The organism is Fodinibius salicampi (assembly GCF_039545095.1).
Taxonomy (GTDB): domain Bacteria; phylum Bacteroidota; class Rhodothermia; order Balneolales; family Balneolaceae; genus Fodinibius; species Fodinibius salicampi.
In genome coordinates this window covers 163441-186787 of record NZ_BAABRS010000002.1, presented here as the reverse complement: position 1 = coordinate 186787, position 23347 = coordinate 163441, and the positions used below count along the sequence as shown (strand labels likewise).

Annotated in this window: 17 protein-coding genes; 5 read left to right on the top strand and 12 right to left on the bottom strand. The window is 45.1% G+C overall.

The window, feature by feature from the left end; genetic code table 11:
- Nucleotides 1–32: 32 nt before the first annotated feature.
- Both ABEB05_RS08695 and ABEB05_RS08690 read right to left on the bottom strand, forming a co-directional pair.
- A complete protein-coding gene (locus ABEB05_RS08695) occupies nt 33–1109 on the bottom strand; it encodes a sensor histidine kinase (protein ID WP_345694262.1) in 1077 nt (358 codons plus the stop codon).
- A gap of 446 nt (nt 1110–1555) precedes the next feature.
- On the bottom strand, nt 1556–2524 hold the full coding sequence (locus ABEB05_RS08690) for a methylenetetrahydrofolate reductase (RefSeq protein WP_265789361.1): 969 nt from the start codon (nt 2522–2524) through the stop codon (nt 1556–1558).
- Between the two features lie 157 nt (nt 2525–2681).
- Between ABEB05_RS08690 and metH the strand changes: the two genes are divergently transcribed.
- Nucleotides 2682–6371, top strand: coding sequence for a methionine synthase (gene metH / locus ABEB05_RS08685; protein WP_265789359.1), 3690 nt, complete (start codon nt 2682–2684; stop codon nt 6369–6371).
- A gap of 55 nt (nt 6372–6426) precedes the next feature.
- Here the strand turns inward: metH and ABEB05_RS08680 are convergent, their stop codons facing one another.
- On the bottom strand, nt 6427–6945 hold the full coding sequence (locus ABEB05_RS08680) for a hypothetical protein (RefSeq protein WP_265789357.1): 519 nt from the start codon (nt 6943–6945) through the stop codon (nt 6427–6429).
- A 178-nt stretch (nt 6946–7123) separates the two neighbouring features.
- Here ABEB05_RS08680 and ABEB05_RS08675 point away from each other — a divergent pair, with 178 nt between their 5' ends.
- Nucleotides 7124–7879, top strand: coding sequence for a hypothetical protein (locus tag ABEB05_RS08675; protein WP_265789355.1), 756 nt, complete (start codon nt 7124–7126; stop codon nt 7877–7879).
- 3 nt (nt 7880–7882) lie between these two features.
- Here ABEB05_RS08675 and ABEB05_RS08670 read toward each other — a convergent pair whose 3' ends face one another.
- The 3 genes from ABEB05_RS08670 to ABEB05_RS08660 are packed head-to-tail and all read right to left on the bottom strand — an operon-like array spanning nt 7883 to nt 11688.
- Nucleotides 7883–9130 carry a serine hydrolase domain-containing protein gene (locus ABEB05_RS08670; RefSeq protein ID WP_265789354.1) on the bottom strand — a complete coding sequence of 416 codons (1248 nt, stop codon included), beginning with the start codon at nt 9128–9130 and terminating at the stop codon, nt 7883–7885.
- A gap of 15 nt (nt 9131–9145) precedes the next feature.
- The gene (locus ABEB05_RS08665) at nt 9146–10141 is read right to left on the bottom strand and encodes a zinc-dependent alcohol dehydrogenase family protein (protein ID WP_265789352.1); all 996 of its coding nucleotides are present in this window, start codon (nt 10139–10141) and stop codon (nt 9146–9148) included.
- A gap of 11 nt (nt 10142–10152) precedes the next feature.
- A complete protein-coding gene (locus ABEB05_RS08660; protein ID WP_265789350.1) occupies nt 10153–11688 on the bottom strand; it encodes a sodium:solute symporter in 1536 nt (511 codons plus the stop codon).
- A gap of 150 nt (nt 11689–11838) precedes the next feature.
- On the opposite strand from ABEB05_RS08660, the gene nagB reads away from it, so the two are divergent.
- Nucleotides 11839–13761, top strand: coding sequence for a glucosamine-6-phosphate deaminase (nagB, locus tag ABEB05_RS08655; protein WP_265789349.1), 1923 nt, complete (start codon nt 11839–11841; stop codon nt 13759–13761).
- 251 nt (nt 13762–14012) lie between these two features.
- On the opposite strand, the gene ABEB05_RS08650 is transcribed toward nagB, so the two are convergent.
- The 3 genes from ABEB05_RS08650 to ABEB05_RS08640 all read right to left on the bottom strand — a co-directional run bounded on the left by ABEB05_RS08650 (nt 14013) and on the right by ABEB05_RS08640 (nt 17007).
- On the bottom strand, nt 14013–14600 hold the full coding sequence (locus ABEB05_RS08650; RefSeq protein WP_265789347.1) for an XTP/dITP diphosphatase: 588 nt from the start codon (nt 14598–14600) through the stop codon (nt 14013–14015).
- An 11-nt stretch (nt 14601–14611) separates the two neighbouring features.
- Nucleotides 14612–15616 carry an adenosine kinase gene (locus ABEB05_RS08645; RefSeq protein ID WP_265789345.1) on the bottom strand — a complete coding sequence of 335 codons (1005 nt, stop codon included), beginning with the start codon at nt 15614–15616 and terminating at the stop codon, nt 14612–14614.
- Between the two features lie 161 nt (nt 15617–15777).
- Nucleotides 15778–17007: a S8 family serine peptidase gene (locus ABEB05_RS08640; protein ID WP_265789343.1), complete on the bottom strand. Its 1230-nt coding sequence runs from the start codon at nt 17005–17007 to the stop codon at nt 15778–15780.
- Nucleotides 17008–17301: 294 nt separating this feature from the next.
- Between ABEB05_RS08640 and ABEB05_RS08635 the strand changes: the two genes are divergently transcribed.
- Nucleotides 17302–17946, top strand: coding sequence for an NUDIX hydrolase (locus ABEB05_RS08635; RefSeq protein ID WP_265789341.1), 645 nt, complete (start codon nt 17302–17304; stop codon nt 17944–17946).
- A gap of 13 nt (nt 17947–17959) precedes the next feature.
- A complete protein-coding gene (locus ABEB05_RS08630; protein WP_265789339.1) occupies nt 17960–20320 on the top strand; it encodes a heavy metal translocating P-type ATPase in 2361 nt (786 codons plus the stop codon).
- Nucleotides 20321–20401: 81 nt separating this feature from the next.
- Here ABEB05_RS08630 and ABEB05_RS08625 read toward each other — a convergent pair whose 3' ends face one another.
- From ABEB05_RS08625 to ABEB05_RS08615, 3 genes are all read right to left on the bottom strand, one after another.
- A complete protein-coding gene (locus tag ABEB05_RS08625) occupies nt 20402–20980 on the bottom strand; it encodes a hypothetical protein (RefSeq protein ID WP_265789337.1) in 579 nt (192 codons plus the stop codon).
- Nucleotides 20981–21140: 160 nt separating this feature from the next.
- Nucleotides 21141–22817, bottom strand: a complete 1677-nt coding sequence (locus ABEB05_RS08620; protein WP_265789335.1) for a b(o/a)3-type cytochrome-c oxidase subunit 1 — start codon at nt 22815–22817, stop codon at nt 21141–21143.
- Nucleotides 22814–23332 (bottom strand): cupredoxin domain-containing protein, encoded by a 519-nt coding sequence (locus ABEB05_RS08615; RefSeq protein WP_265789333.1) that lies wholly within the window; start codon nt 23330–23332, stop codon nt 22814–22816. Before ABEB05_RS08615 ends, ABEB05_RS08620 begins: the two co-directional genes overlap by 4 nt.
- Nucleotides 23333–23347 lie beyond the last annotated feature (15 nt).

The following is a 23347-nucleotide window of genomic DNA, read 5'->3' as shown; positions in this document are numbered from 1 at the left end:
TAGATATATACCCTTTTTATCTTACCCGATTTTTACTGCTTGAGTTCCAAAGGCTCAGAGTGAGCTATTGGCAGACTGAATACAAACGTCGTTCCCTCTCCCTCTTCACTCTCCACACTAATTGATCCACCCATTTTTGTAATAAATTCCTTACATAGTCCAAGTCCAAGCCCACTACCTTGTTCATTATGAGTTCCTGCACGCGATTTACTGTTTATACTGAATATTCCCTCCTGCTTTTCTCGGGGAATACCAATACCTGAATCCATAACCATGAATAATATTTCGTTACCGGTACTCTCTGCTTCTATCTCTATCTGATCGCCCTCATCGGTAAATTTAACAGCATTTGAAATCAAATTTCTGAGAACAAGTTGCAATAGAGTTTCATCCGCTTTTACTTTCAAGTCTTCTCTCACATTATTTACAAGGCTCACCCCCTTATACTCGGCAGCAGAATGATGCTCACTCATTACCATATCCGTTATCTGGCGGGCTGAAAGAGACTTTTGGTTTATTGTAAGTCCCGACATTTGATCCCGGGCCCATACCAATAAATTATCTAATAGATTGATGTTTTGATCAAGTCGAATCTCCAGCTCGCTTAACATCTGCCGACGCTCCTTTTCGGTAAGCTTATTATCTTTAAAGAGCTCAAGCATTCCCCTGAGAGAGGAAAGTGGTGAACGCAAATCGTGAGAAGCAATAGCCAGCAACTTATCCTTCACTTCATTTAACTCTTCCAGGTTTTTCCGTTCTTCCTGTAATACGGCATTCATTTGATCCCGTTCTTTCTTCCCCCGATACAACATGTAAAGCGAGATCAAAATAATAACTATAAATATTCCACCAACGATTAATCCTATATTTTGCGCTTTTATACGCTCTTCCTGGGCTTGCTGCTTTTCCCGCAGCAGACGGTTAACCTCTTGTTCATTTACTAGTAAAAGATGGGATTTCGTTTCGGCCAACTGTTGTTCATATGTCTCTGCATCCAGCACTTCTTTGCTCTCTCCCTCAGATTGCTTTTTCCCCTTCTGAACAATCTCAAATGGTACAGTTACCTTGCTATTTTCTGAAATAACACTCCCTTCTTCAGAAGACGGCAAAGCGTTTATATGTTGACTGCTTACCAATATTACAAGCAGCAGTAATATAATGCTTGCCAATCGCATTTGATGATATATTAAATGTTAAAATAAACCCTGAAAATCTATTTTTTGTCCTGCGAAAGTTCCAATTATTTATTTATAAATCAATGCAGAATGGGCAATATTAGCAAAACCTAATATTGAATTCGGGAGAGCTTTAAAATAAGAACAGCAACAGGTATGACCAGCACCTTGTCAAGCAAGGTTTGTCTTCAAAAAATTAGAATGGCTATCCTATACCAACATGGATACATGTGAAAATACTTAGAATCATAAATTCAATTCTAAATATTCGAAGTCATTACCAACTCATTTATTGGGTTGCCTAATCAGAAATAATATCCCCATTATTATGCTAATCCAGGTTGAAATCTATTGATACCTAAGTCTCATTCTCTCCTTTCCTATTTCCCGACTGCCTTATGTCCCATTGGCAAGCCGTCAATAACATTAAGGGCAGGTGTAGGATCTCCCATAATATAGAAATGGATACCGGGCACCCCTCCCTCCAACAATTCGGTACACTGTTGAATTCCCCATTCAATACCGATATTCCGCGCTTCGGTCGGATTAGCCTGTACCTCGTCAGAAAGTTCCTCAGGAATATTAAGATGGAAATATTTGGGCAAAAAGTTAAGATGCCGCTCTCTCGTCAGAATTTTCAGTCCGGGTACGATGGGGCACTCAATGCCCGCCTCCCGGCATTTATCCACAAACCGAAAAAAGGCTTCGTTATCAAAAAACATCTGTGTTACAATATAATCTCCGCCCGAATCCACTTTGTTTTTGAGCATCTGGATATCAAAATCAAGATTCGGAGCCTCAAAATGCTTCTCAGGATAACCGGCCACACCTACGCAAAAATTTGTTTCCTGGGCATTCGTGATATCATCCAGATAACGCCCTTCGTTCATGTCTTTAATCTGCTTGACTAAATCAACCGCATATTTATTGGTTGTCCCGTTCTTTAACCGCTGCACAGAATTTTCGGCGGCATCTCCCCGGATGGCCAGTACATTATCAATACCGAGATAATTCAGCTCAATCAGAGCATCCTCAGTTTCCTCCTTTGTAAACCCCTCACATATCAGATGCGGTACGGGATCCACTCCATATTTATGCATAATAGCAGCACATAGCCCAATCGTACCGGGACGCTTCCTCTTAATATGCCGCTTGATGGTTCCATCGCTCAGCTCCTCGTAATGTGATTCGGCGGCATGGTAAGTTACATCAATAAAGGGCGGATCATATTTCATCACCTGATCAAGCAGGTCAAATACCTTTTTTACGGACCCTCCTCTTTTAGGGGGAATAATCTCAAAGGATATTAGTGGCTCTTCTGCTCGACTATAATGTTCAACGACTTTCATTTAGTATACTATTTATTGTATCTTTGGGTAAGCAAAAAAATTTCAGCGGGTCATCGCTATATTGCGTATTTACGCATCAAAGGTAATCACTTGATGACTTAGTTGAAACTTTTTGTGCAAATACAAGTACCTAACAATCGATTACCGACCGAACGATATGACTTTTGACGAAATTCAGGATTTACTGAACGACCGTATTCTTATTCTGGATGGTGCCATGGGCACGATGATCCAAGAGCACAATCTTTCTGAAGAAGATTACCGCGGCGAGCGGTTTACTGACTATACAAAGGCTGAACTCAAAGGGAACAATGACCTTTTGAGCCTTACCCAGCCGGATATTATCAAAGATATCCACCGCCAATTCCTTGCCGCCGGTTCCGATATTATAGAAACCAATACTTTTAACAGCACGTCTATTTCACAGGCCGACTACCATATGCAGGACCTGGCCTATGAGCTCAATGTGGCCGCCGCTGAGAATGCACGCGAAGTAGCGGATGAGTTTACAAAAAAAACTCCCGACAAACCCCGCCTCGTTGCCGGTGCCATTGGCCCTACCAACAAAACGCTTTCCCTTTCACCGGATGTTGAAGATCCGGGCTACCGGGATATCACTTTCGATCAGCTGAAGGAATCTTATACTGAACAAATTAAAGGCTTGGTGGAGGGAGGCGTTGATATGCTGCTGGTGGAAACCATTTTTGATACACTGAACGCGAAGGCGGCCATTTACGCCATCCACAAATACGGGGAGGAAACCGGTAACGAAATGCCGGTAATGATTTCCGGTACTATTGTAGATCAAAGTGGACGTACACTCTCCGGGCAAACAACCGAGGCATTCTGGATTTCGGTTTCACACACCAAGAACCTGGTAAGTGTAGGACTCAACTGCTCGCTGGGATCCAAGCAGATGCGTCCCTATATCGAGGAACTAGCCAACATTGCCGACTGTCATACCAGCCTTTATCCCAATGCCGGGCTGCCCGATGAGATGGGCGACTATAATGAGTCACCGGAATTTATGGCGGATCAGATGCGAGATTACGCCGAATCCAATTTTGTAAACCTGGTAGGCGGCTGTTGTGGTACTACACCCGAACACATTGAAGCTATGGCTGAAGCTGCCAAAGAATGTGAACCGCGCCGGATTCCAGACCAAAAGCCATACCTGCGTCTCAGCGGCCTCGAACCCCTGGTGGTACGTCCCGATACCAATTTCGTTAATATCGGTGAGCGTACAAACGTCATGGGATCACGCAAGTTCAAACGTCTCATCAAGAACGAGGAATACGAGGAAGCGCTCTCGGTTGCACGGCAACAGGTAGAAAACGGTGCCCAGATTATCGACATTAATATGGATGAGGGCATGCTCGAATCGGAAGAAGTGATGGTCGATTTCCTGCAGCTGGTGGCTACCGAGCCAGATATCTCACGCGTTCCAATTATGATCGACTCCTCCAAATGGTCGGTACTTAAAGCGGGACTCAAAACGGTGCAAGGGAAATGCGTCGTGAACTCTATCAGCCTAAAAGAAGGCGAAGAAGAATTTAAAGAGCATGCGCGGGAGATCCTCAACTTTGGGGGTGCCGTGGTGGTCATGGGCTTTGACGAAAAAGGACAGGCCGACAGTTATGAACGTCGCATTGAAATTGCCGACCGGGCCTATCGTATCCTTACCGAAGAGGTTGGTTTTGCTCCACAGGATATCATTTTTGACCCCAATATCTTGACTGTGGCCACTGGGATAGAAGAGCATAATAATTATGCCGTTGATTTCATCCGCGCCACCGAATGGATTAAGGAGAATTTGCCGCTGGCCAAAGTAAGTGGGGGACTCAGCAACATTTCTTTCTCATTTCGGGGCAATAATAAGGTCCGTGAAGCGATGCACTCGGCTTTTCTGTATCACGCCATACAGGCCGGACTCGATATGGCTATTGTCAATGCGGGTCAGCTGGAAGTGTATGAAGAGATCCCTAAAAAGTTGCGGGAGCTTGTTGAGGATGTTCTGCTTAATCGCCGTGATGATGCAACACAACGGCTCGTGGATTATGCCGAGGAAATTAAGGATGATAAGACTGAATCCAAGGAAAAAACCCAGGAGTGGAGAACTAAATCTGTAGAAGAACGGATTCAACATGCACTGGTTAAAGGTATCGTCAAGCATATTGTGGATGACGTGGAAGAAGCGCGCCAAAAGTATGATCAACCTATCGAAGTGATTGAAGGTCCCATGATGTCCGGAATGGATGTGGTTGGTGATCTCTTCGGATCGGGCAAGATGTTTTTACCGCAGGTGGTAAAAAGTGCCCGGGTAATGAAAAAGGGCGTGGCTCATCTCATTCCCTATATCGAAAAAGAGAAAGCAAAGAATAAGAACAGTGAACCCAAAGCAAAAGTTCTGCTGGCTACCGTTAAAGGAGATGTACACGATATCGGCAAAAATATCGTGGCGGTGGTCCTCCGCTGTAACAATTTTGATGTAATTGATTTGGGAGTTATGGTTCCCTCAGATAAAATTCTTGAAGAAGCGCGCAAGAACAAGGTGGATATCATCGGACTCAGCGGACTTATTACCCCTTCGCTGGATGAAATGGTACACGTGGCCAAGGAGCTGAAACGAGAAGATTTTGAGCAGCCACTCCTCATTGGTGGAGCTACGACATCACGTACTCATACCGCCGTAAAAATTGAACCAAATTACGATCAGCCGGTTATTCACGTTCTAGACGCTTCCCGCTCTGTATCGGTAACCGGCAACCTGGTTTCCAAGACACTGCGCGAAGAATTCTTGAAAAAGACGAAGAACGAATATATAAAATTGCGCGAACGGCATGAGGGACGAGCCAATCGAAAAACCTATCTGCCGATTGAGGAGGCCCGGGAGAATGCCACTTCCATTAACTGGGAATCTACTGAGATCACCAAGCCCAATAAGCTGGGCAAACAGGTATTTGACAATTATCCCCTGGAAGAAATTCGGAATTATATCGACTGGGGACCATTTTTCATCGCTTGGCAGATGAAAGGAAAATTTCCCGAAGTTTTGGAAGACGAAAAGTACGGCGAAGAGGCTCAAAAACTCTACGACGATGCCAACGAGCTGCTCGATAAAATTATCGATCAAAAGCTGTTAAAGGCACGTGCCGTATTGGGATTGTATCCGGCCAATGCTGTGGGCGATGATGTGGAGCTTTATACTGATGACAGTCGTAAAGAGGTGCTTACCACCTTTCACATGCTGCGCCAGCAGGCCAAAAAGCGGAGAGGCCAGCCAAATAAAGCGTTATCTGATTTTGTAGCTCCCAAAGAGACGGGTATTCCCGATTATATGGGAGGTTTTGCCGTAACGGCCGGCATTGGCGCGCCAGAGCTCGTCCAGCAGTTCGAGGACGATCACGATGATTACAATGCCATTCTTACCAAGGCGTTGGCGGATAGACTGGCAGAGGCTTTTACGGAGCTACTGCATGAAAAAGTACGGAAAAATATCTGGGGGTATGCGCCAAATGAGAGCTATAGCAATGAATCGCTCATCCGCGAGCAGTATCAGGGCATACGACCCGCTGCCGGTTACCCGGCCCAGCCCGACCATACCGAAAAACGTATCCTATTTGACTTGCTTGATGTTGAAGAAGAAGCGGGCATTTACCTAACAGAACACTTTGCCATGAATCCAGCGGCCTCCGTTAGCGGTTTGTATTTTGCGCATCCCGACTCTACTTATTTCAATGTTGGTAATTTAGGCAAAGATCAAATCGAGCATTATGCACAGCGTAAAGATATGAGCGTGAAAGAAGTAGAGCGATGGTTAGGCTCGAACTTAAATTATGAGCCATGAAAAAGACATGCCAAGTCCTGGAAACCTGGCATGTCTGCTTCTTAAATAATTAAATTTATTCAGCTGGTTGCAGGCGTTCTACCTTGCTTTTATCCACAGCCTTCATAACCTCGTTCATATTACTCATATCCACCTTATTGGATTCTACATATTCAGCCGGCAAAATAACCACACGAAAGATCTGATCCTGCGTGTATTCACTGCCGACCGTGCTTAAGTCGGTATCTCCCGTTAAGAAGAGCTGTACATCGGCCACGGTATGATCAAAAGCATATTGAAGCTCACCATCATCAAAAAATACAGAAACGGGTAGCGGCTGCCACACGTCGTAACCCGTATCTCCATCCACCTCCCAAAGCAAATATACAGCGACAATATCAGATTCATATACTTCTATATTTGATGGAAAATCGAAATAACGACTGTAGTCATTCCCTCCATTAAAACTGGCTTCCACTTCAAAAGCCTGTCCCATAAGACTGGTTCCAGGAGGCCCTTCAGGTCCCATTGGCCCCCTTTCACCCTGACAACCAACTAAGATAAAGACAGATAATATAGCGACTAATGATTTCATAGGACCTCTGGTTTAAGTTATAATAATCAATTTTATATGAGCACTAACGCCTGTACACAACTTAATATTTCTAAAAAACTATACATTCACATATTCATGCTATTTCACTGATCACCCTCTTTGGATAGATTTTTTATAGACATTCATAACATCCGTTAACCTTTTATTCTTTTCAGTTATGAAACGTTTGTTGCTGTTTATTATCGGAGTTCTATTAGGAATTCAAGCCTGCTCTCCCGAACCTGTTTATCGTCTTAAAGCGGAAGCCGATAATAATCAAACCTCGTATTATCAGGGCGTGGAATATATCCATATGCAAAAAGACAGTGTGCAACTAACGGTAGGTTATTACGAGCATACCTCCAACCTTTTTGCTTTGGAAGTCGAAGTCATTAATAATTCTGACCGCTTTATCCGGGTAGCTCCCGACTCGTTTAAATACGAATCCTATGTCGGGGAGCAGCCTGAAAATCCCGGCAAGTTGCTTACCGTTAATACGGCTAAAGATCCTGAGCAAAAAATCCTGAATATTGATATGGAACTTTCCCGTCAGGAAGTCCGTCAAAAAGGCGATGAATTTCTATTTTATACCTTGCAGGGGTTAACAGTGGCAAGCGCAGTGGCAGCTGATACCAAGGAAGAACGAGAAGAGGCCGGGGAAGATTTGGCCGAAAATGCGGTACACCAACAAATTGATCGCGTGGAATATCGTTACGATCGCTCCAGCCTGCGACAAAGTCGCCAATTTTGGGAAGGTGAGGTCCTTCGCATTACCGATCTTTGGCCCAATGAGAGTATACGTGGACTCGTTTACTTTAAAACAGATCCTGAAGCCCGGCTATATAATATTATTATAAAGATCGAAGAGCTCCATTTTAACACTTGGTTTTTACAACAAAAGTATCAGCCGAAGCACAGTATTGATGAAGATTAAAAACTAGTTTATCTCTTGTGTAACTTCATCAAATATATCCTGCCGGAGAGGCCCTAAATCAAAGTAGTAGCCGTTTTCCTGGCGTCCTACATTCTGGCGATTGGTAAGCAAAATAATAGATATTGAATCCTGAGGTACAGCAACAATATTTGTACCCGTAAATCCAGTATGCCCAAAGGTCCCTTCCGGGGAACCTTTAGCAGATATCGTATTTTTATCCATAGCCCAGCCAAGCGCATTGCCATATTGATCTTTGGTCAAAAAGGTATCGATTACGGATGAGGAGATGAGGTGTCTTCCGTTCACTTCACCTCTTTCAAGCAACAGATCAACGAGCACCTGCAAATCATCAATGGTGGAAAAAAGTCCGGCATGGCCCGCTACACCATTATTGGCATACCAGGCATTGCCATCATTTACTTCGCCTCGGAGCGTATAATCCCGCCAATTGTTCCAGGAGTCGAGATCAACATCCACCTGGTACCCAAACGTATCATCATGTACCATCTGCTTTTCAAAAGGGTTGCCATGTGAAGTTGCGGCGATTGCTTCTGCCCTGACCTTTTTATTGAGAGGATTAAAAGTTGTATGTTGCAGGTTTAAAGGGATATATAATCTTTCATCGAAATAGTCATCCAGCTGTTGGCCCGAAATCCTCTCAATAATATCACCCAGCAGCATAAAACCGAGATCGCTATAGTGACGTTCGGCTCCCACCGGCCACTTAAGCGGTAGTGAAGCGATATATTGATACCGCTCCTGGATATTCGAAGCATGATAATAGGTAGGTACCCACTGTGGCAGTCCGGAAGTATGTGTTAACAAATGACGAATGGTAATCCCGGATTTTACTTCTCCCTTAAATTCCGGTAAATATTTATGAATAGGATCATCCAGTGCTATGGAGTCTGCATCGACAAGCATCATAATACCAAAAGTAGTGGCCATAACTTTGGTCAGAGATGCCAGATCAAATATATGCCCGGGAGTCATTCGTATGGGATCTTCCAATCGTTTCAGGCCATAATCATATTTTTGTGCATAACCGTAGGCCGCGCGGTGTAGGACTGAATCGCCTTTTTTTACCTGGATGACTGCTCCCGGGATATGGTCGGCGACAATCTCCCGCTGGATGAGTGAATCAATGGCCGGAACACGTGCAGACTGATTTATCGGAGCCGTTGAATCCTGTGAGCAGCCCGAAAACATGCCGACTAGTAGCAAAATTCCAAAAAATACTTTTCTATGCATTTACAGTGAAATTAGTCATTCATCCGATGCAATGGTGAGTACCGCCGACCCCTCAAAATTTCCATCCCTTAAATCATCAAGAGCCTCATTTGCCTGATCCAGCGGATACACCGTTATATTGCTGCGGACCGGAATTTGCGGAGCCAGTTTCATGAACTCTTCCCCATCACGCGTGGTCAGATTCGCCACTGATTTTATACTTCGCTCTCCCCAGAGGATCTTATAGGAGAACGAAGGAATATCGCTCATATGGATGCCCGCACATACCACCCGACCGCCTTTTTTCACACTTTTAAGTGCCTGGGGTACCAATGCGCCAACCGGAGCAAAGATAATAGCCGCATCCAGTGGTTCGGGCGGTAGCGTTTCTGATCCCCCGGCCCAGACGGCTCCCCGTTCCAGTGCAAACTGCTGCCCCGCTTCATCTCCCGGACGGGTAAAGGCATATACCTCTCGTTCCTGATGGACAATCAGCTGCGTAAGGATATGAGCTGAAGAGCCAAACCCATAGAGTCCTATTGTCTCACCTTCCCCGGCCATTCGCAGCGCCCGGTACCCGATCAGTCCCGCACAGAGCAGTGGTGCGGCCTGATGAGCATCATAAAATTCTGGAATAGGAAAGCAGTAACGCTCGTCGGCTACGGTAAACTCAGAAAATCCACCGTTAATATTATAACCTGTAAACCGAGCTTCATCACACAAATTCTCTTCCCCTCTTTCGCAGTACACGCACTCGCCACAGGTTTGTCCCAGCCACGGCACCCCGATTTTATCTCCTTTTTTAAATTTCCGTGCTTCAGACCCTGTTTTCTCCACCACACCAACGATCTGGTGACCGGGAATCAGCGGCAGGTTTAGCTCTTCAAGATCACCATCCAGAATATGGAGGTCGGTGCGACAAACCCCACACGACTGCACCCTGATCAGCACCTGTCGATTCCCCGGGGAGGGCTTATCCACCTCTTCAAGCTGGAGTGCTTCATTTGCCTTATGCAGGACCATTGCTTTCATAGTCCTGTAAATTAACGATTTCGAATCTGTGCTGAAAGCGATCCTACAATCACCACAATCAGGCTACCCACCACCGTATATAGCGGCCAGGCAATAGCCAGGGGCTCGCCAGGCAACAGATTGTGAATCGGACCCTCTACCATAAAAAGAAGTGAGGTTAATCCCGCGAAAAAACCGATCATTGCATCCCGCTTATCCGGCTTCGCAAACAGCCGACCTAACAGGAACGCCCCCAACAATCCCCCATAGGTATAAGAAGCGATACCGAGTCCCAATTCCACCACAGCAGGACGTTCCCCCTCTTGTAGCTGTAAAAATGCAAAAAAGAAGGCTGAGCCGGTCAAAATGATCGCCCAAACTACCGTAATAATGCGAGAAACATACAGGTCCTCATCCTGCGTATTACCTTTACCAAAGTATGGCTTGTAAAGATCAAAAGTAGTAGAGGAAGCCAGCGAATTAAGGGAGGAACTGAGACTGCTCATTGCCGCCGCAAACAGGGAAGCTACTATAAGTCCGGAAAAACCCATGGGTAGCTCTTCAACAATAAACTTTGCAAAAATTTCATCGTTGGTAGCCAGTCCCAGCTCAGTGGCCGACTGTGCATCATAAAATGCATACAGCAACAATCCGATAAATAAAAAGAGTCCAAACTGCAGAGCGACGACCACCCCACTCCATACCAACGCCTTCTGACTGTTCTTTGTATTACGGGTGGTTAACAATCGCTGTACAATCAGCTGATCGGTGCCGTGGGAAGCAACGGAAAAAACAGCCCCACCAATTAAAGCCGTAAAAAAAGTATAAGGTTGGGCAATAAATTCAGCAAAAGTTAGATCAAAACCGAAACGGATAACCTGAAGCTTATCTGTTTCGGCTGCCAGATTCAGAGCTCCACCTATTCCCTCCGGCAAATTGGAAATCATAATTGCTCCGGCAAAAACAGCTCCTCCTACATAAACAGCCATCTGCATGACATCCATCCAAACCACCGCCTTGATACCGCCAATAAGGGTATATATAAGAGTAACTACAGCAATAGCTGCAATTGCAAGCAAATAGACTTCAAAGTCAGTCCACCCCACAAAAGCTCCACCCAGTCGCATAATTATAGCCAGCGGAATGGCTGTAGCAAACAATCGTACTCCATCGGCCAACAATCGCGTAACCATAAACGTGGTGCTGGCTGCATTCCGCATAGAGTTGCCAAAACGCTCTTTTAAAAATTGATAGGCGGTTGTCATATTCCCGTCAACGTAGGAAGGAAGAAAGAGTAAGCTGACAATAATACGTCCCACAATATAACCCAGGGTTATCTGTAGAAAAGTCAGGTTTCCGCCATAAGCTACAGCGGGCACACTTATAAAAGTAAGCGTACTTGTTTCGGTGGCAACGACTGAAAACAGGACCGCCCACCAAGGAATATCATGCCCTCCCAAAAAATAATCTGCTGTTGAAGATTGCCGTCCGGCAATGCGTACTCCTATATATGCAACGCCCACAAGGTATACTAAAATAACGGCATAATCGACGAAAGAAAATTCCAATCCTACCCTTTTAATTTATTATTTGTCATTTACATTTCGCTCAAAATAGCGTTATTTACGAATTCAAATTATAGAACATTTTTTTTGTAACCCCAAAGTTACGACCAGCTATTTTTTTGCAGTTGGTATCCGTAATTAAAAAATTTGTCCATGAATTACTATAACGAAACCGAAAAAGTAACCTATTACGAACACATACCCACAGCTATTTACGGCAGTGCTTCCGATGCTTCCAAAGAGGTTGCCGGGGAAGTGGCCGATCTTATCCGCAAGCGTAATAAATCGGGAAAAAAAACGGTTCTGGGCCTGGCCACCGGTTCCACTCCGACCCAGGTCTACGGGGAGCTGATCCGGCTCCACAACGAAGAGGGGCTCTCTTTCGAGAATGTCATTACTTTCAACCTGGATGAATATTACCCGATGGAGCCTCACTCCCTGCAAAGCTATGTTCGGTTTATGAACGAGCACCTGTTCGATCATATCGATATCCCGGAGGAGCAGGTGCATATTCCGGACGGGACGCTGGAAGAAGAAAACATCAACGATTACTGTCGGGAGTATGAGGAAAAAATACGCGCCGCCGGCGGACTGGATATCCAGCTGCTGGGCATTGGGCGAACGGGCCATATCGGATTTAACGAGCCGGGCTCGCGTCCCGACTCCCGTACGCGACTAATCACCCTTGACCGCATTACCCGAAAGGATGCGGCAAGTGACTTTTTTGGGGAAGAAAACGTCCCCCGGCGCGCTATCACAATGGGCGTCGGAACCATCCTGGATGCTGACCGGGTCATCCTGATGGCTTGGGGGGAAGGGAAAGCTCCGATTATCCGGGAAGCCGTGGAAGGAAACATTCGCGAGCAGGTTCCGGCCACGTATCTTCAGGAACATGATAATGCCGAGGTTATTCTGGACGACGCTGCTGCGGAAAAGCTTACGCGCCGGAAGACGCCCTGGCTGCTTACCTCCTGCGACTGGGACGATCAACTTATCCGTAAAGCCGTGGTCTGGCTTTGCCAGGAAGTGGACAAACCGGTACTCAAGCTCACCGATGAAGACTATAACGAGCACGGCATGGGGGACCTGCTTACGCAATACGGTCCGGCTTATGATATTAATCTTAAAGTCTTTAATGAATTGCAGCATACCATTACCGGATGGCCGGGTGGAAAACCCAACGCAGATGATACCAACCGACCGGAGCGCGCCCAGCCCTTTCCCAAGCGGGCCCTGGTATTCAGTCCGCATCCCGATGATGATGTTATTTCCATGGGCGGTACCCTTATTCGCCTGGTAGAGCACGGACACGAGGTCCACGTGGCTTATCAAACGTCCGGTAATATTGCGGTGTTTGATGATGATGTGGTCCGTTTTGTGGATTTCGTCTCCGACTATAACGATATGTTTGATATGGAGCAGGAAGAAGCGGACCAGATGCTGGCAGAGATCAAACAGTTTCTGGACGAGAAAGCCCCTACCCAAGTAGATACCGATGAGATAAAACATATCAAAGGACTCATACGCAAGGGGGAGGCCAAGGCCGCGGGACGGTATTGTGGTATCCCCGAAGATCAGCTTCACTTTTTAGATATGCCATTTTATGAGACGGGGCGCGTTAAAAAGAAGCCCCTATCCCAAGAAGATATCGATATCGTCCGGGAACTCATTCGTGAGGTCCGGCCACACCAGATCTATGTGGCGGGTGACCTGTCAGATCCCCATGGCACCCACCGCGTCTGCTTAAAAGCCATCTTTTCCGCCTTGGAAGAATGCGGCGATGACGACTGGACCGGCGACTGCAAAGTGTGGATGTATCGCGGCGCCTGGCAGGAATGGGATATTAATGAGATCGAAATGGCCGTCCCGATTAGCCCACAGGAGCTGATGAAAAAACGTCGCGCCATTTTCAAACACCAGTCCCAGAAAGATCGTCCCCTCTTCCCTGGAGCCGACGAACGAGAGTTCTGGCAACGATCGGAAGATCGCAATCGCGGGACAGCCCAACTGTACGACAAGCTTGGCTTTGCCGAATACGAGGCCATCGAAGGCTTTGTAGAGTATAAGGACGTCTAAATGAATATATAATATATTTATCTGTTTCATATGGCCCATCGGATAAACAATGTTAATCCGATGGGCTTTTTTATTTAAAAAGGCTACAATTAACGTGAGTAAACAATAGACTTTATAGAGAAGTATTCCAGCTATGATAAGCTTTTAAGCTTATTCATATTACTTATTGTTTCAAGCCTAGACACTTAAAACAGCCATGCCTTTTATTTTAATCCTTTATCTCAAACACAGGCTAACTTAACAAGCCAGATTCAAGAGGCTTTCAACCATTCATAAAATTTCTGTATGGCCTTACCGCGATGGCTAATCTCATTTTTGACCTTCGAGGACAGCTCCGCAAAGGTCTGCTCATAACCATCAGGGCGAAATACCGGATCATATCCAAATCCCCCGTCACCATGTGGTTCAATAGTAATTGTTCCCTCGCAAACGCCTTCAAAAGTATAGGTATCCTTGTCAGTAACAAAGGCCACAACCGTTCGAAACCTGGCATTGCGCTCCGATGGATCCACATCCGAAAGTTCCATAAGCAATTTCTCCAGATTGTCCTCATCCGTTGCTGATTCACCGGCATAACGGGCCGAATAAACCCCCGGACGTCCGCCAAGAGCGTCTACTTCCAGGCCTGTATCATCCGACAAAGCCGGCAGTCCGGTTTCATTATGAACATAACGAGCTTTTTTCAAGGCATTACCCTCAAAGGTATCCGCATCTTCTATAACTTCTTCCAGATTCGGGAAATCGTAGGTAGACTTTAACTGGATATTCAGCGGAGCTAATGTCTCCCGAAGTTCTTTTATCTTGTGTTTATTCTGGGAAGCAAGAACAAAAGTATCCATCACAATAGCTGTTAGTCCGTTGATGAGATGCTGCGCAAGATATCCTGTGCCTGCGGCCACTCCAGTCGGGGACCAAACTGCGATACGATTTTTGATCCTGCCAGGCTGGCCAACCTTCCAGCACCGGCATATCCCAACCCATTGGTAATGCCATACAAGAACGCCCCTGCAAACATATCACCGGCGCCATTGCTATCTACAGCATTCACTTCGTAGGGTTCAATGTCGATAAAAGTTTCCCCATCGTAAATCATAGCGCCATTGGCTCCCTGAGTTATGACAAATCGCTTAGCTTCTTTTTTGAGCAAACTCCGGGCCTCCATAATATCATCTTTGTCAGTATATATTTTCGCTTCTTCTTCATTACAAAAAAGGAGATCAACGGAAGCCCCTATTACTTCATCGAAACGATCACGAAATGCTTCTGCGATAGCGGGATCCGACAACGTAAGAGCTGTTTTAACCCCTTGTTGCTGGGCAATCTTTTTCGTTTGCTTCATGGCCTCAAATCCGGAGTCTGAGGATACCAGGTAGCCCTCTATATAAGCATATTCAGAATCGTGGATAGCCCGCTCGTTAATCTCTTTAGGAGAAAGCGTAGATGTAATTCCCAGGAATGTATTCAGGGTACGCTGTGCTTCATCGGTCACCATTACGAGACACTTACCCGTAATTCCTTCTTCGCGATCCTGGTAATCAAAATTCGTATCGATGCCTGCCTCTCTCATATTTTCGAGATACAGGTCTCCGAATTTATCATTGGCTACCTTGCAAGAATAAAAGGATTTTCCCCCGAATTGATTGACCGCAAAAACCGTATTGGCTGCAGATCCTCCAGGCTTCTCTACTGTTTCCTTTCGATTAATATCCTCAATCAGCTTAAATTGCGTTTCCTCATCTACCAGCGTCATTACACCCTTCTGCACATCATGTTTATCCAGGAACTCATCAGAAACTTCAAACTCCATATCCACTAGTGCATTACCAATACCGTACACATCATACTTTTTACTCATAAAATCCTGATCAAATACTATCTTATCTTTAATCTTTAAGCCTAAAAAGTACGAACTATGATTGGCTGAACAAAGTTTAATCCACATTGAAATAAAAATAGGCACCTGCAAAAACAAGTGCCTATTACAAATATAAATTTGTAGAAAAACTCTAAGCGTTATTAGTTCTGAACAATAGGATCCGGATCTCCGTCGGGATCGCTACTGGCCGAACCATCTGAATTGGGATTTCCTCCGGTTACCAGCAGAATACCGGCAACGTGGGGAGACGCCATAGAAGTACCACTAATGGTATCCGTACCGCCATCTGTCCACAACGAAAGAATATCGACACCGGGCGCAGCGTATTCTATGGGAGGATCTGTCGGTCCCGACCAGTTGGAAAATGAAGCAAAAGTGTCGGTATCATCTGTAGCCGAAACAGTCCAAACATTGTTGTATTCCACACGGGCGGGAGAATAATTATTAGCATCATCCCCATCGTTTCCGGCTGCGATAGCGAAATATATTCCCTGATCGGCAGCATTACGTACAGCGTCATCTACGGCATCGGATGTTCCTCCACCCAGGCTCATATTCGCAACATCACCGGCGGATGCAATGGCTGCCACATAATCAATACCTTCGATAACGTTTGAATAAGAACCACTGCCCCGGTCATCGAGCACTTTTACTGCTACAACCGAAGCACCCGCAGCGACACCTACCACATCAATATTATTATCAATAGCGCCTATGGTACCTGCTACATGCGTACCATGACCATTTCCGTCATCAGGCGTTCCGGAACCGGGTCCCCTATCTACAAAAACTGCGCTTCTGTCCGTATCAACATTTAAGTCTGGATGATCCAGATCAATTCCAGTATCAATTATCCAAGCCGTGCCGTTATTGGCTGTTGCGCCACCTACACGCTCAATACCCCAGGGGACTACCTGACCTGAATCTTCTTCCTCCTCATCCTCATCCCTGCATGAAGGCCACGGCGAACATGATCCCGGAGGAGCTAAAGTAATAAAACGATCTTCCTCGATATAATTAATCCGATCGTCATTTTTTAGATCTTTGAGTTTTCCAGCATCAAGCCTGGCCGCAAAACCCTTCAGAGCTGTGTTATATTTCCCGATTACCGCATCTGCTTCAATACTGTAATCAGAAAATACTTTGTTACGTAACTCTTCAACGCTTTTAACGTCGGATAAAGCCTTGCCTTTGGCATCTTTGTCATTGAAAACGACAATATATTGCCCTTCTATGGCCGCTCCATTTTCCTGAGATTTCTGCTCTGTCTGCTCATCTTCCTGTAAATTGGTTGTTGGCTGATCACAAGCATAAAGGCCAAATGATAATATTATAGCCAATACGCTTATCCTTAGGAGTATTTTTCGCATAATCGTAAATTATTTTATTGAGGTTCTCTCCACCATCCGATGAAGTATTGTAATAGATTGACAACTTCGTGCCAAAATTATGGTCTCTTCCCTAAAAAGTATTTTACCATTATTTACAACCATTAATTATTTGTAACGATATTCATCAAAAACTGAAAATGCAAAAAATATCTCCCATCCCTTTTAGTTTTTTCAACATAAAAACCAATATTTTGACCCGCTCAAAACATTATTTTACCGATTTCCTCTTTTAAAGTGGATGCGTTACATTTATTTTAAGCTAAAATGCATAGCATGCAAAAGCTTATTAATTTTTTAACAGACAGGCTTTCTGGAAAGCTTCCGGGAACTCATTCTCAATTAGCAATGGCTCCCGAGCCGCTGGATGGCGGTGACGACCGGGAAATGGATCCCCCTGAGCATGCCAGCAGAAGCAGCGTTCTTTTGCTGCTGTTTCCCAATGATGAGAATAATCCGGAGCTTGTTCTCACTTTGCGCAGTCATGATATTGATCACGGGGGACAAATTAGCTTTCCCGGCGGACGGTCAGAAAAAAAAGAAAGTGTTCGGCAAACCGCACTGAGAGAAGCCCGGGAAGAAATTGGTGTTTCACCCAACGATATTACGATCATAGGAGAGCTCAGCGAACTCTATATCAGTAACTCAAACAACCTGGTTTTTCCCGTTGTAGGATATACCGATAACCGGCCAACATTTACTATTAATCCCGCTGAAGTTGAAGAAGTATTTGCCGTAGAACTCGATTCTCTCGTGCATAAAAAGAATATTACGGTGGAAGACTGGGACCTCCACTCCTATACCTACCGGGTTCCCTACTGGGATGTGCATCCTGTACCGCTCTGGGGAGCCACGGCCATGATGTTGAATGAATTTCTGGATTTATACCGGGAATTTTTAACTGAACATCCACCAAATTAACCGCGCCATCTGCATGGAAACTCATAAATGTAGTCTTTGCGAACTTGAAACACCGGATCCCCCGATTACAGATTCGGAAGTTAAAGGCACCTTTTGCTGCTCCGGATGCCTGCACGTTTATAAGTTACTGCAGGATATGGAAGGGGAACAGGCAGAACGGTTGCGCCAACAGACTATTAAGCAACGTGTAAGCGAGCAAAATAAAACAGAACTACCCGAAGATTATCAGCAGATCTTTTTTAAGGTAGAAGGAATGCACTGCTCTACTTGCGAATCTTTTCTGGAAACACTGGCAGGTCGCAAAGAGGGGATCTATAAATGTGAAGCGAGCTATGCTTCCGAAATGATCAAAGTCTATTACAATCCCGATGCGTTGGATCCCGATACCCTGCCTCCGGAACTAAGTAAACTGGGGTATGGTGTCCACCAAATGGATGAGGATGCCACCAGTGAGCAACTCAATGAAGTGGGAAGACTGGTCATTGGAGGCTTTTTAGGCATAGTGGGATTACTACTCTATATACTGTTTCTATATCCCTCTTATATATCTGGTGAAGGATTTATCCCACTTACTGCCTCAGAGAAACTTTTTTTCGTTTCCAATATTTTTGTGATGACCACCTTTGTTCTTTTCTATACCGGTTACCCGATCCTTCGGGGAGCGTGGGTGTCTATATCGGTAGCAAAACCGAATATGGATTTGCTGATCACTATTGCAGCGGTGAGTGCCTACCTTTATAGCGTTGGAGCACTACTGACCGGCTCGGCAGAAGTTTATTTTGACGTAACCATGGCTATTGTATTAGTGGTATCGATTGGCAACTACTATGAGAAAAAAATAAAGTCCGGCAAGCAGGATTTACTTTCAAAACTCACCCAAAAACGAATCAGCCATGCCCGACTTAAACAAAACGGACAATCAAGAGAAGTTGCCGTTGAAAACCTGCAGTCTGGCGATCAAATACTGGTTAAGGCTGGAGAACGCATTCCCATCGACGGGACAATTATTGATGGGAAAGGTATTGTAAATGAGGCCCTTATGACAGGAGAATCCATGCCGGTTCCCAAAGAAAAAGGCGACCAGGTACTTAGCGGCACTATTCTGACACAAAATGCACTAACTATTGAAATAGGTTCTACGGTAAAAAGTACCATTGATGAATTAATGCAGATGATGTGGAATATCCAGTCCTCTCGTCCGGGTAAGCAGCGTATAGCAGATCGGATTGCAGCTTGGTTTGTCCCTGCGGTACTTATTTTAGGAGTGGCTACATTCATCTTTCACCTGTGGAATGGAGCCGGCACCACAGATGCAATGCTTAGCTCTCTGGCCGTACTCATCGTATCCTGTCCCTGTGCATTGGGACTTGCCACTCCTCTGGCCATCGCTTCCGGCTTCAGAAGTGCCCTTACCCATGATATTATTTTCAAAACCGCGTCTGTCTTCGAAGAGCAACCGGATACATCCACGGTCGCCTTTGATAAAACCGGGACTTTAACAACCGGTCGCATGCACCTCTTGGATAAAGGAATGAACAGACAAGCACTCAAATATGCGGCCCTGCTAGAGCAATACGCATCGCATCCTATTGCAGAACCTATTGCCCGTGCTTATTCCAATAGTGATAGAGAAGTACAGGATTTCCAAACATTTTCTACTGGAATAAAAGGCATTATTGATGGACATCAAATTTATGTAGGTCAACCCGAATGGATCAGGAAAAATGAGTTTGCTATATCTGAAAAGCAGTGGCGTAAAGTGGAACAAAGCCGAGAGAAAGGCCATGTTCCGGTAGCCGTTGCTTGGGATAAACAGGTGCAAAGCATTCTTGTCGTTGGGGATCAGCTCAGAACAGAAGCTGAGAAAATTGTTTCTGCCCTAAAAAAAGAAGGTAAAAAGGTGGCAATCATTACGGGCGACAGTCAACTAGCAGGTGAAGCCATACAAAAGCAACTTCAACCCGACTTCCTGTTTAGCGAGACACAACCGGATTCTAAATCCAATATTATACGAGAACTCAAAAAGTTTGGCCGCGTTGCCATGATTGGTGATGGAAGCAACGACGCCCCGGCCCTGGCACAGGCAGATCTTGGTATTGCTTTTGGCGATCTTACAGCAATCGCTGCTGAATCAGCACACATTGTAATTCCAAACAATCACCTTCATCTAATACCGTCAGCATTTAAAGCAATACGACTAACTAAAAGTCGAGTCCATCAAAACCTGGGCTGGGCATTTCTCTACAATATTATCACCATTCCATTAGCTATTGCCGGGGCTATCAATCCTCTTTTCGCCGCCGTTGCCATGGCAACAAGCAGTCTCCTTGTGGTAAGCAACTCATCCCGTGATATGGATCTGACCGATAATTAATAAATCTTATTACAATGTTATCCCTTAATAACCGCTAAATATTTTTTATTGATTAACGGCTAAAAAACACACTACCTTCCTCTATTCTTGGTTATACCGGACAGGAATTTTACCAAGCGGAATTTCCTGTTGTATTCGCTTAGTTGAATCGCTCTCAATGTACTGAAATGAACTGATATACAATATGCCAGGAATATCTCCATTCGGCAGCTCCCACTCTGCCGACATTGCTAGCGGAACCGTATCGTCTATTTCCCAGGGATTATTGCCAGTACCGGACAAAATTTTACCGCTTTGCAGTTTCAGGCTGTCAACCTTCACCTGTAATTGCTGCTGAACCAAACTATCCACCGAATTCAAACCCAGTGCAAACCGCCACTCCTGGGCGCTTACTTTAATTCTTAACAAATTAATGGTCAAGGCATTGCTGTAATCGGCAAAAAGAGTATCTCCCTCTTCAATTGCTCTTAACTCAGCAATAGATTCGTTCTGTTGATTTACTTCCTGCTCACCTTCAAATATTTGAACATTAATCAGATTAAACAGGGTCATCAATTCTACCAAAACAGGAATTCCTATACCAATAATTACCAGAACCTTGACTAATCGTTTCGTAGAGTTGCCGGAGGGATCTTCTTTATGGGAATTACTCTCTGTCATAACGGAATCCTATTCGGGTAAAAGCAAGCATCAATTCTGGAAAAGCATTCTATCCACGGCTCCAAAACATAGGCCCTTGTACTGCTCAGGCAAAGACTGGAGCAATGAACAAGGACCTTCTATCAAATATTTAGACGTCATGTAGCAATCAAACAGTTTATCACGATGGTCTGGGCAGTGCTCCCGGCGAAAAGACACCATCTGCTACCATTTCCCAGAGCGGGAATGAATAAGCCAGAAGTACCAGAATAATAGCCAGCGCCAACCAAAGCTTAATATTATCAAGTATTGCAGGGGTATGCTCAACACCTGACAGAGGCTCCGGGATATAATCATCCACCGGCATATCAGACTTCTCTCCTCCCATCCAGGAAGCGATAATAACCCACAGGAAGAGGATCAACGAGATGGTAAGTATGGTTCCTCCGATTGCGATCTGCCACTTCATTTCTCCCATGGTCCCAAAAATGGGCTCAAATTCAAAACCACTGTATTGTGGTTCAGCAGTACGGCGCGGTACCCCGGATAATCCGGCACGGTGCATAGCATTTGACATTAGGGTCATCCCTAAAAACCACGCATAAGGTTGAATTAAAGCCAGAGTCTTAAACTTGAGTTTTCGCCCCGTTAACTGTGGAATAAGCCAGTAACTGATTGCCATGAAGGTCAGCGCCACGGCTGTACCCACGGTAAGGTGGAAGTGCCCGGGCACCCAGATAGTGTTGTGAATAAGAAGGTTAATATTCATCGACGCATTAATCATTCCGCTGAAACCACCCGCGGCAAACATGATTCCCGCCAGGGCACAGCCCACAAAAGCGGGACTGTCCCATGGCAGTTTTCCAATCCACTTTAGATATCCTTTGCCTCCGCGCTGCCGGGCCCCATGTTCCATACTTGCCACCACTGTAAAAAGTGTCATAAGACTGGGCAGTAATAATAGCAGGGTGGTAGCCATCGCATAGAATTTGAATCCGACCGAAATACCAGGATCCGCATACTGGTGATGATATCCCACCGGCGTCGAAAGAATAAGGAATATGATAAATACGATTCGCGTCATGGAATCACTGAATAGACGTCCGCCGGATAGTTTGGGAAGAATTGCGTACCACACATAGTAGGCTGGCAACAGCCAAAAGTACACGACCGCGTGACCAAAATACCAAAACAGTGTGCGAGGAAGCAGCGGTTCGATTTCCGTAACCAAACCCAAAGACCATGGGATCAGAAGCCCTACTACCTCAATGGCCACTCCAATGGTACAAACATACCACATCAGCATGGTAAAAAGGGCCATGAAAGTAAGAATTGGAATCCGATCATTGGGATGGTTATCCCGCCATTTATTATAAGACCAAAACCAGTCTGCTCCGGCCATCCACGAGGCAACAATAACAAGTGCTAGTCCTATATAAAAAGCGGGATGGGCCTGAAGCGGCGGATAAAATGTATAGAGAACAGCGGCCCTTATCGAACTATCCGGCACCAAGCCACCCAGTATCGTAAAGGCCGTCATCACCAATCCAATAACCATCAGCCAAAACCACGACCAGGTAAAGGTCATATTTTCCGGTTCACGATCAAGACTCCGTGTTACGCCCCAGATAAAAAGCCCGGCGATAAAAAAGGTAGTAAATATGAGTGCTAACAGAACACCATGTCCGGTAAGGAGCGTATAATATTCTCCGGAATTAAAAAATCCACGAAATACATCTGTCCGGTGCAATGCCTGTATAAAACCAAATAATCCTCCTATCGCCAGGGCGATAAAAGCAACAATAAAATTCGCTTTGGCTACTTTTGCGGCTTTGGGATACTTGTGTAAAAATGTCATTCTACCAGAGTACTTTTATCAAACTCAGATTCGGGAACTACGTTAATTTTTCCTTCCATCACATGATGGGCGGGACCACAGTATTCATTGCAAACAATACCATACTCCCTCGCTTCCGGAAAGATAGTCGTAAACTTAGAAATTTGTCCGGGAATAGTCATTGTATTCAAGTTCGTACCTACCACATCAAATCCGTGCAGCACATCGGGACTAGTGATATAAAAAGTAACCCGATGATTGGCCGGCACTTCAATAGGTTGCGCGGTACCCGGGACAAAAGAAAACTGAATTGTTTGCACATAAACCTCGTATTCAGTCTCTCCATTTTTTATAATCTCTCGTACGCCCGGATTTCCAAATGGAGTATCCTGCAGATTTTGTGGATCAATAGTCCCACTATCTCCAATTACCTTCAGATCCATCGCCACAAAACCATAAATAACAGTGGCAATGAAGAAGGCAATTAAACCATAGGATAACTTTATCCAGAATTGCTCAAATTTATGTATATGCATATTTCTTATCTATTA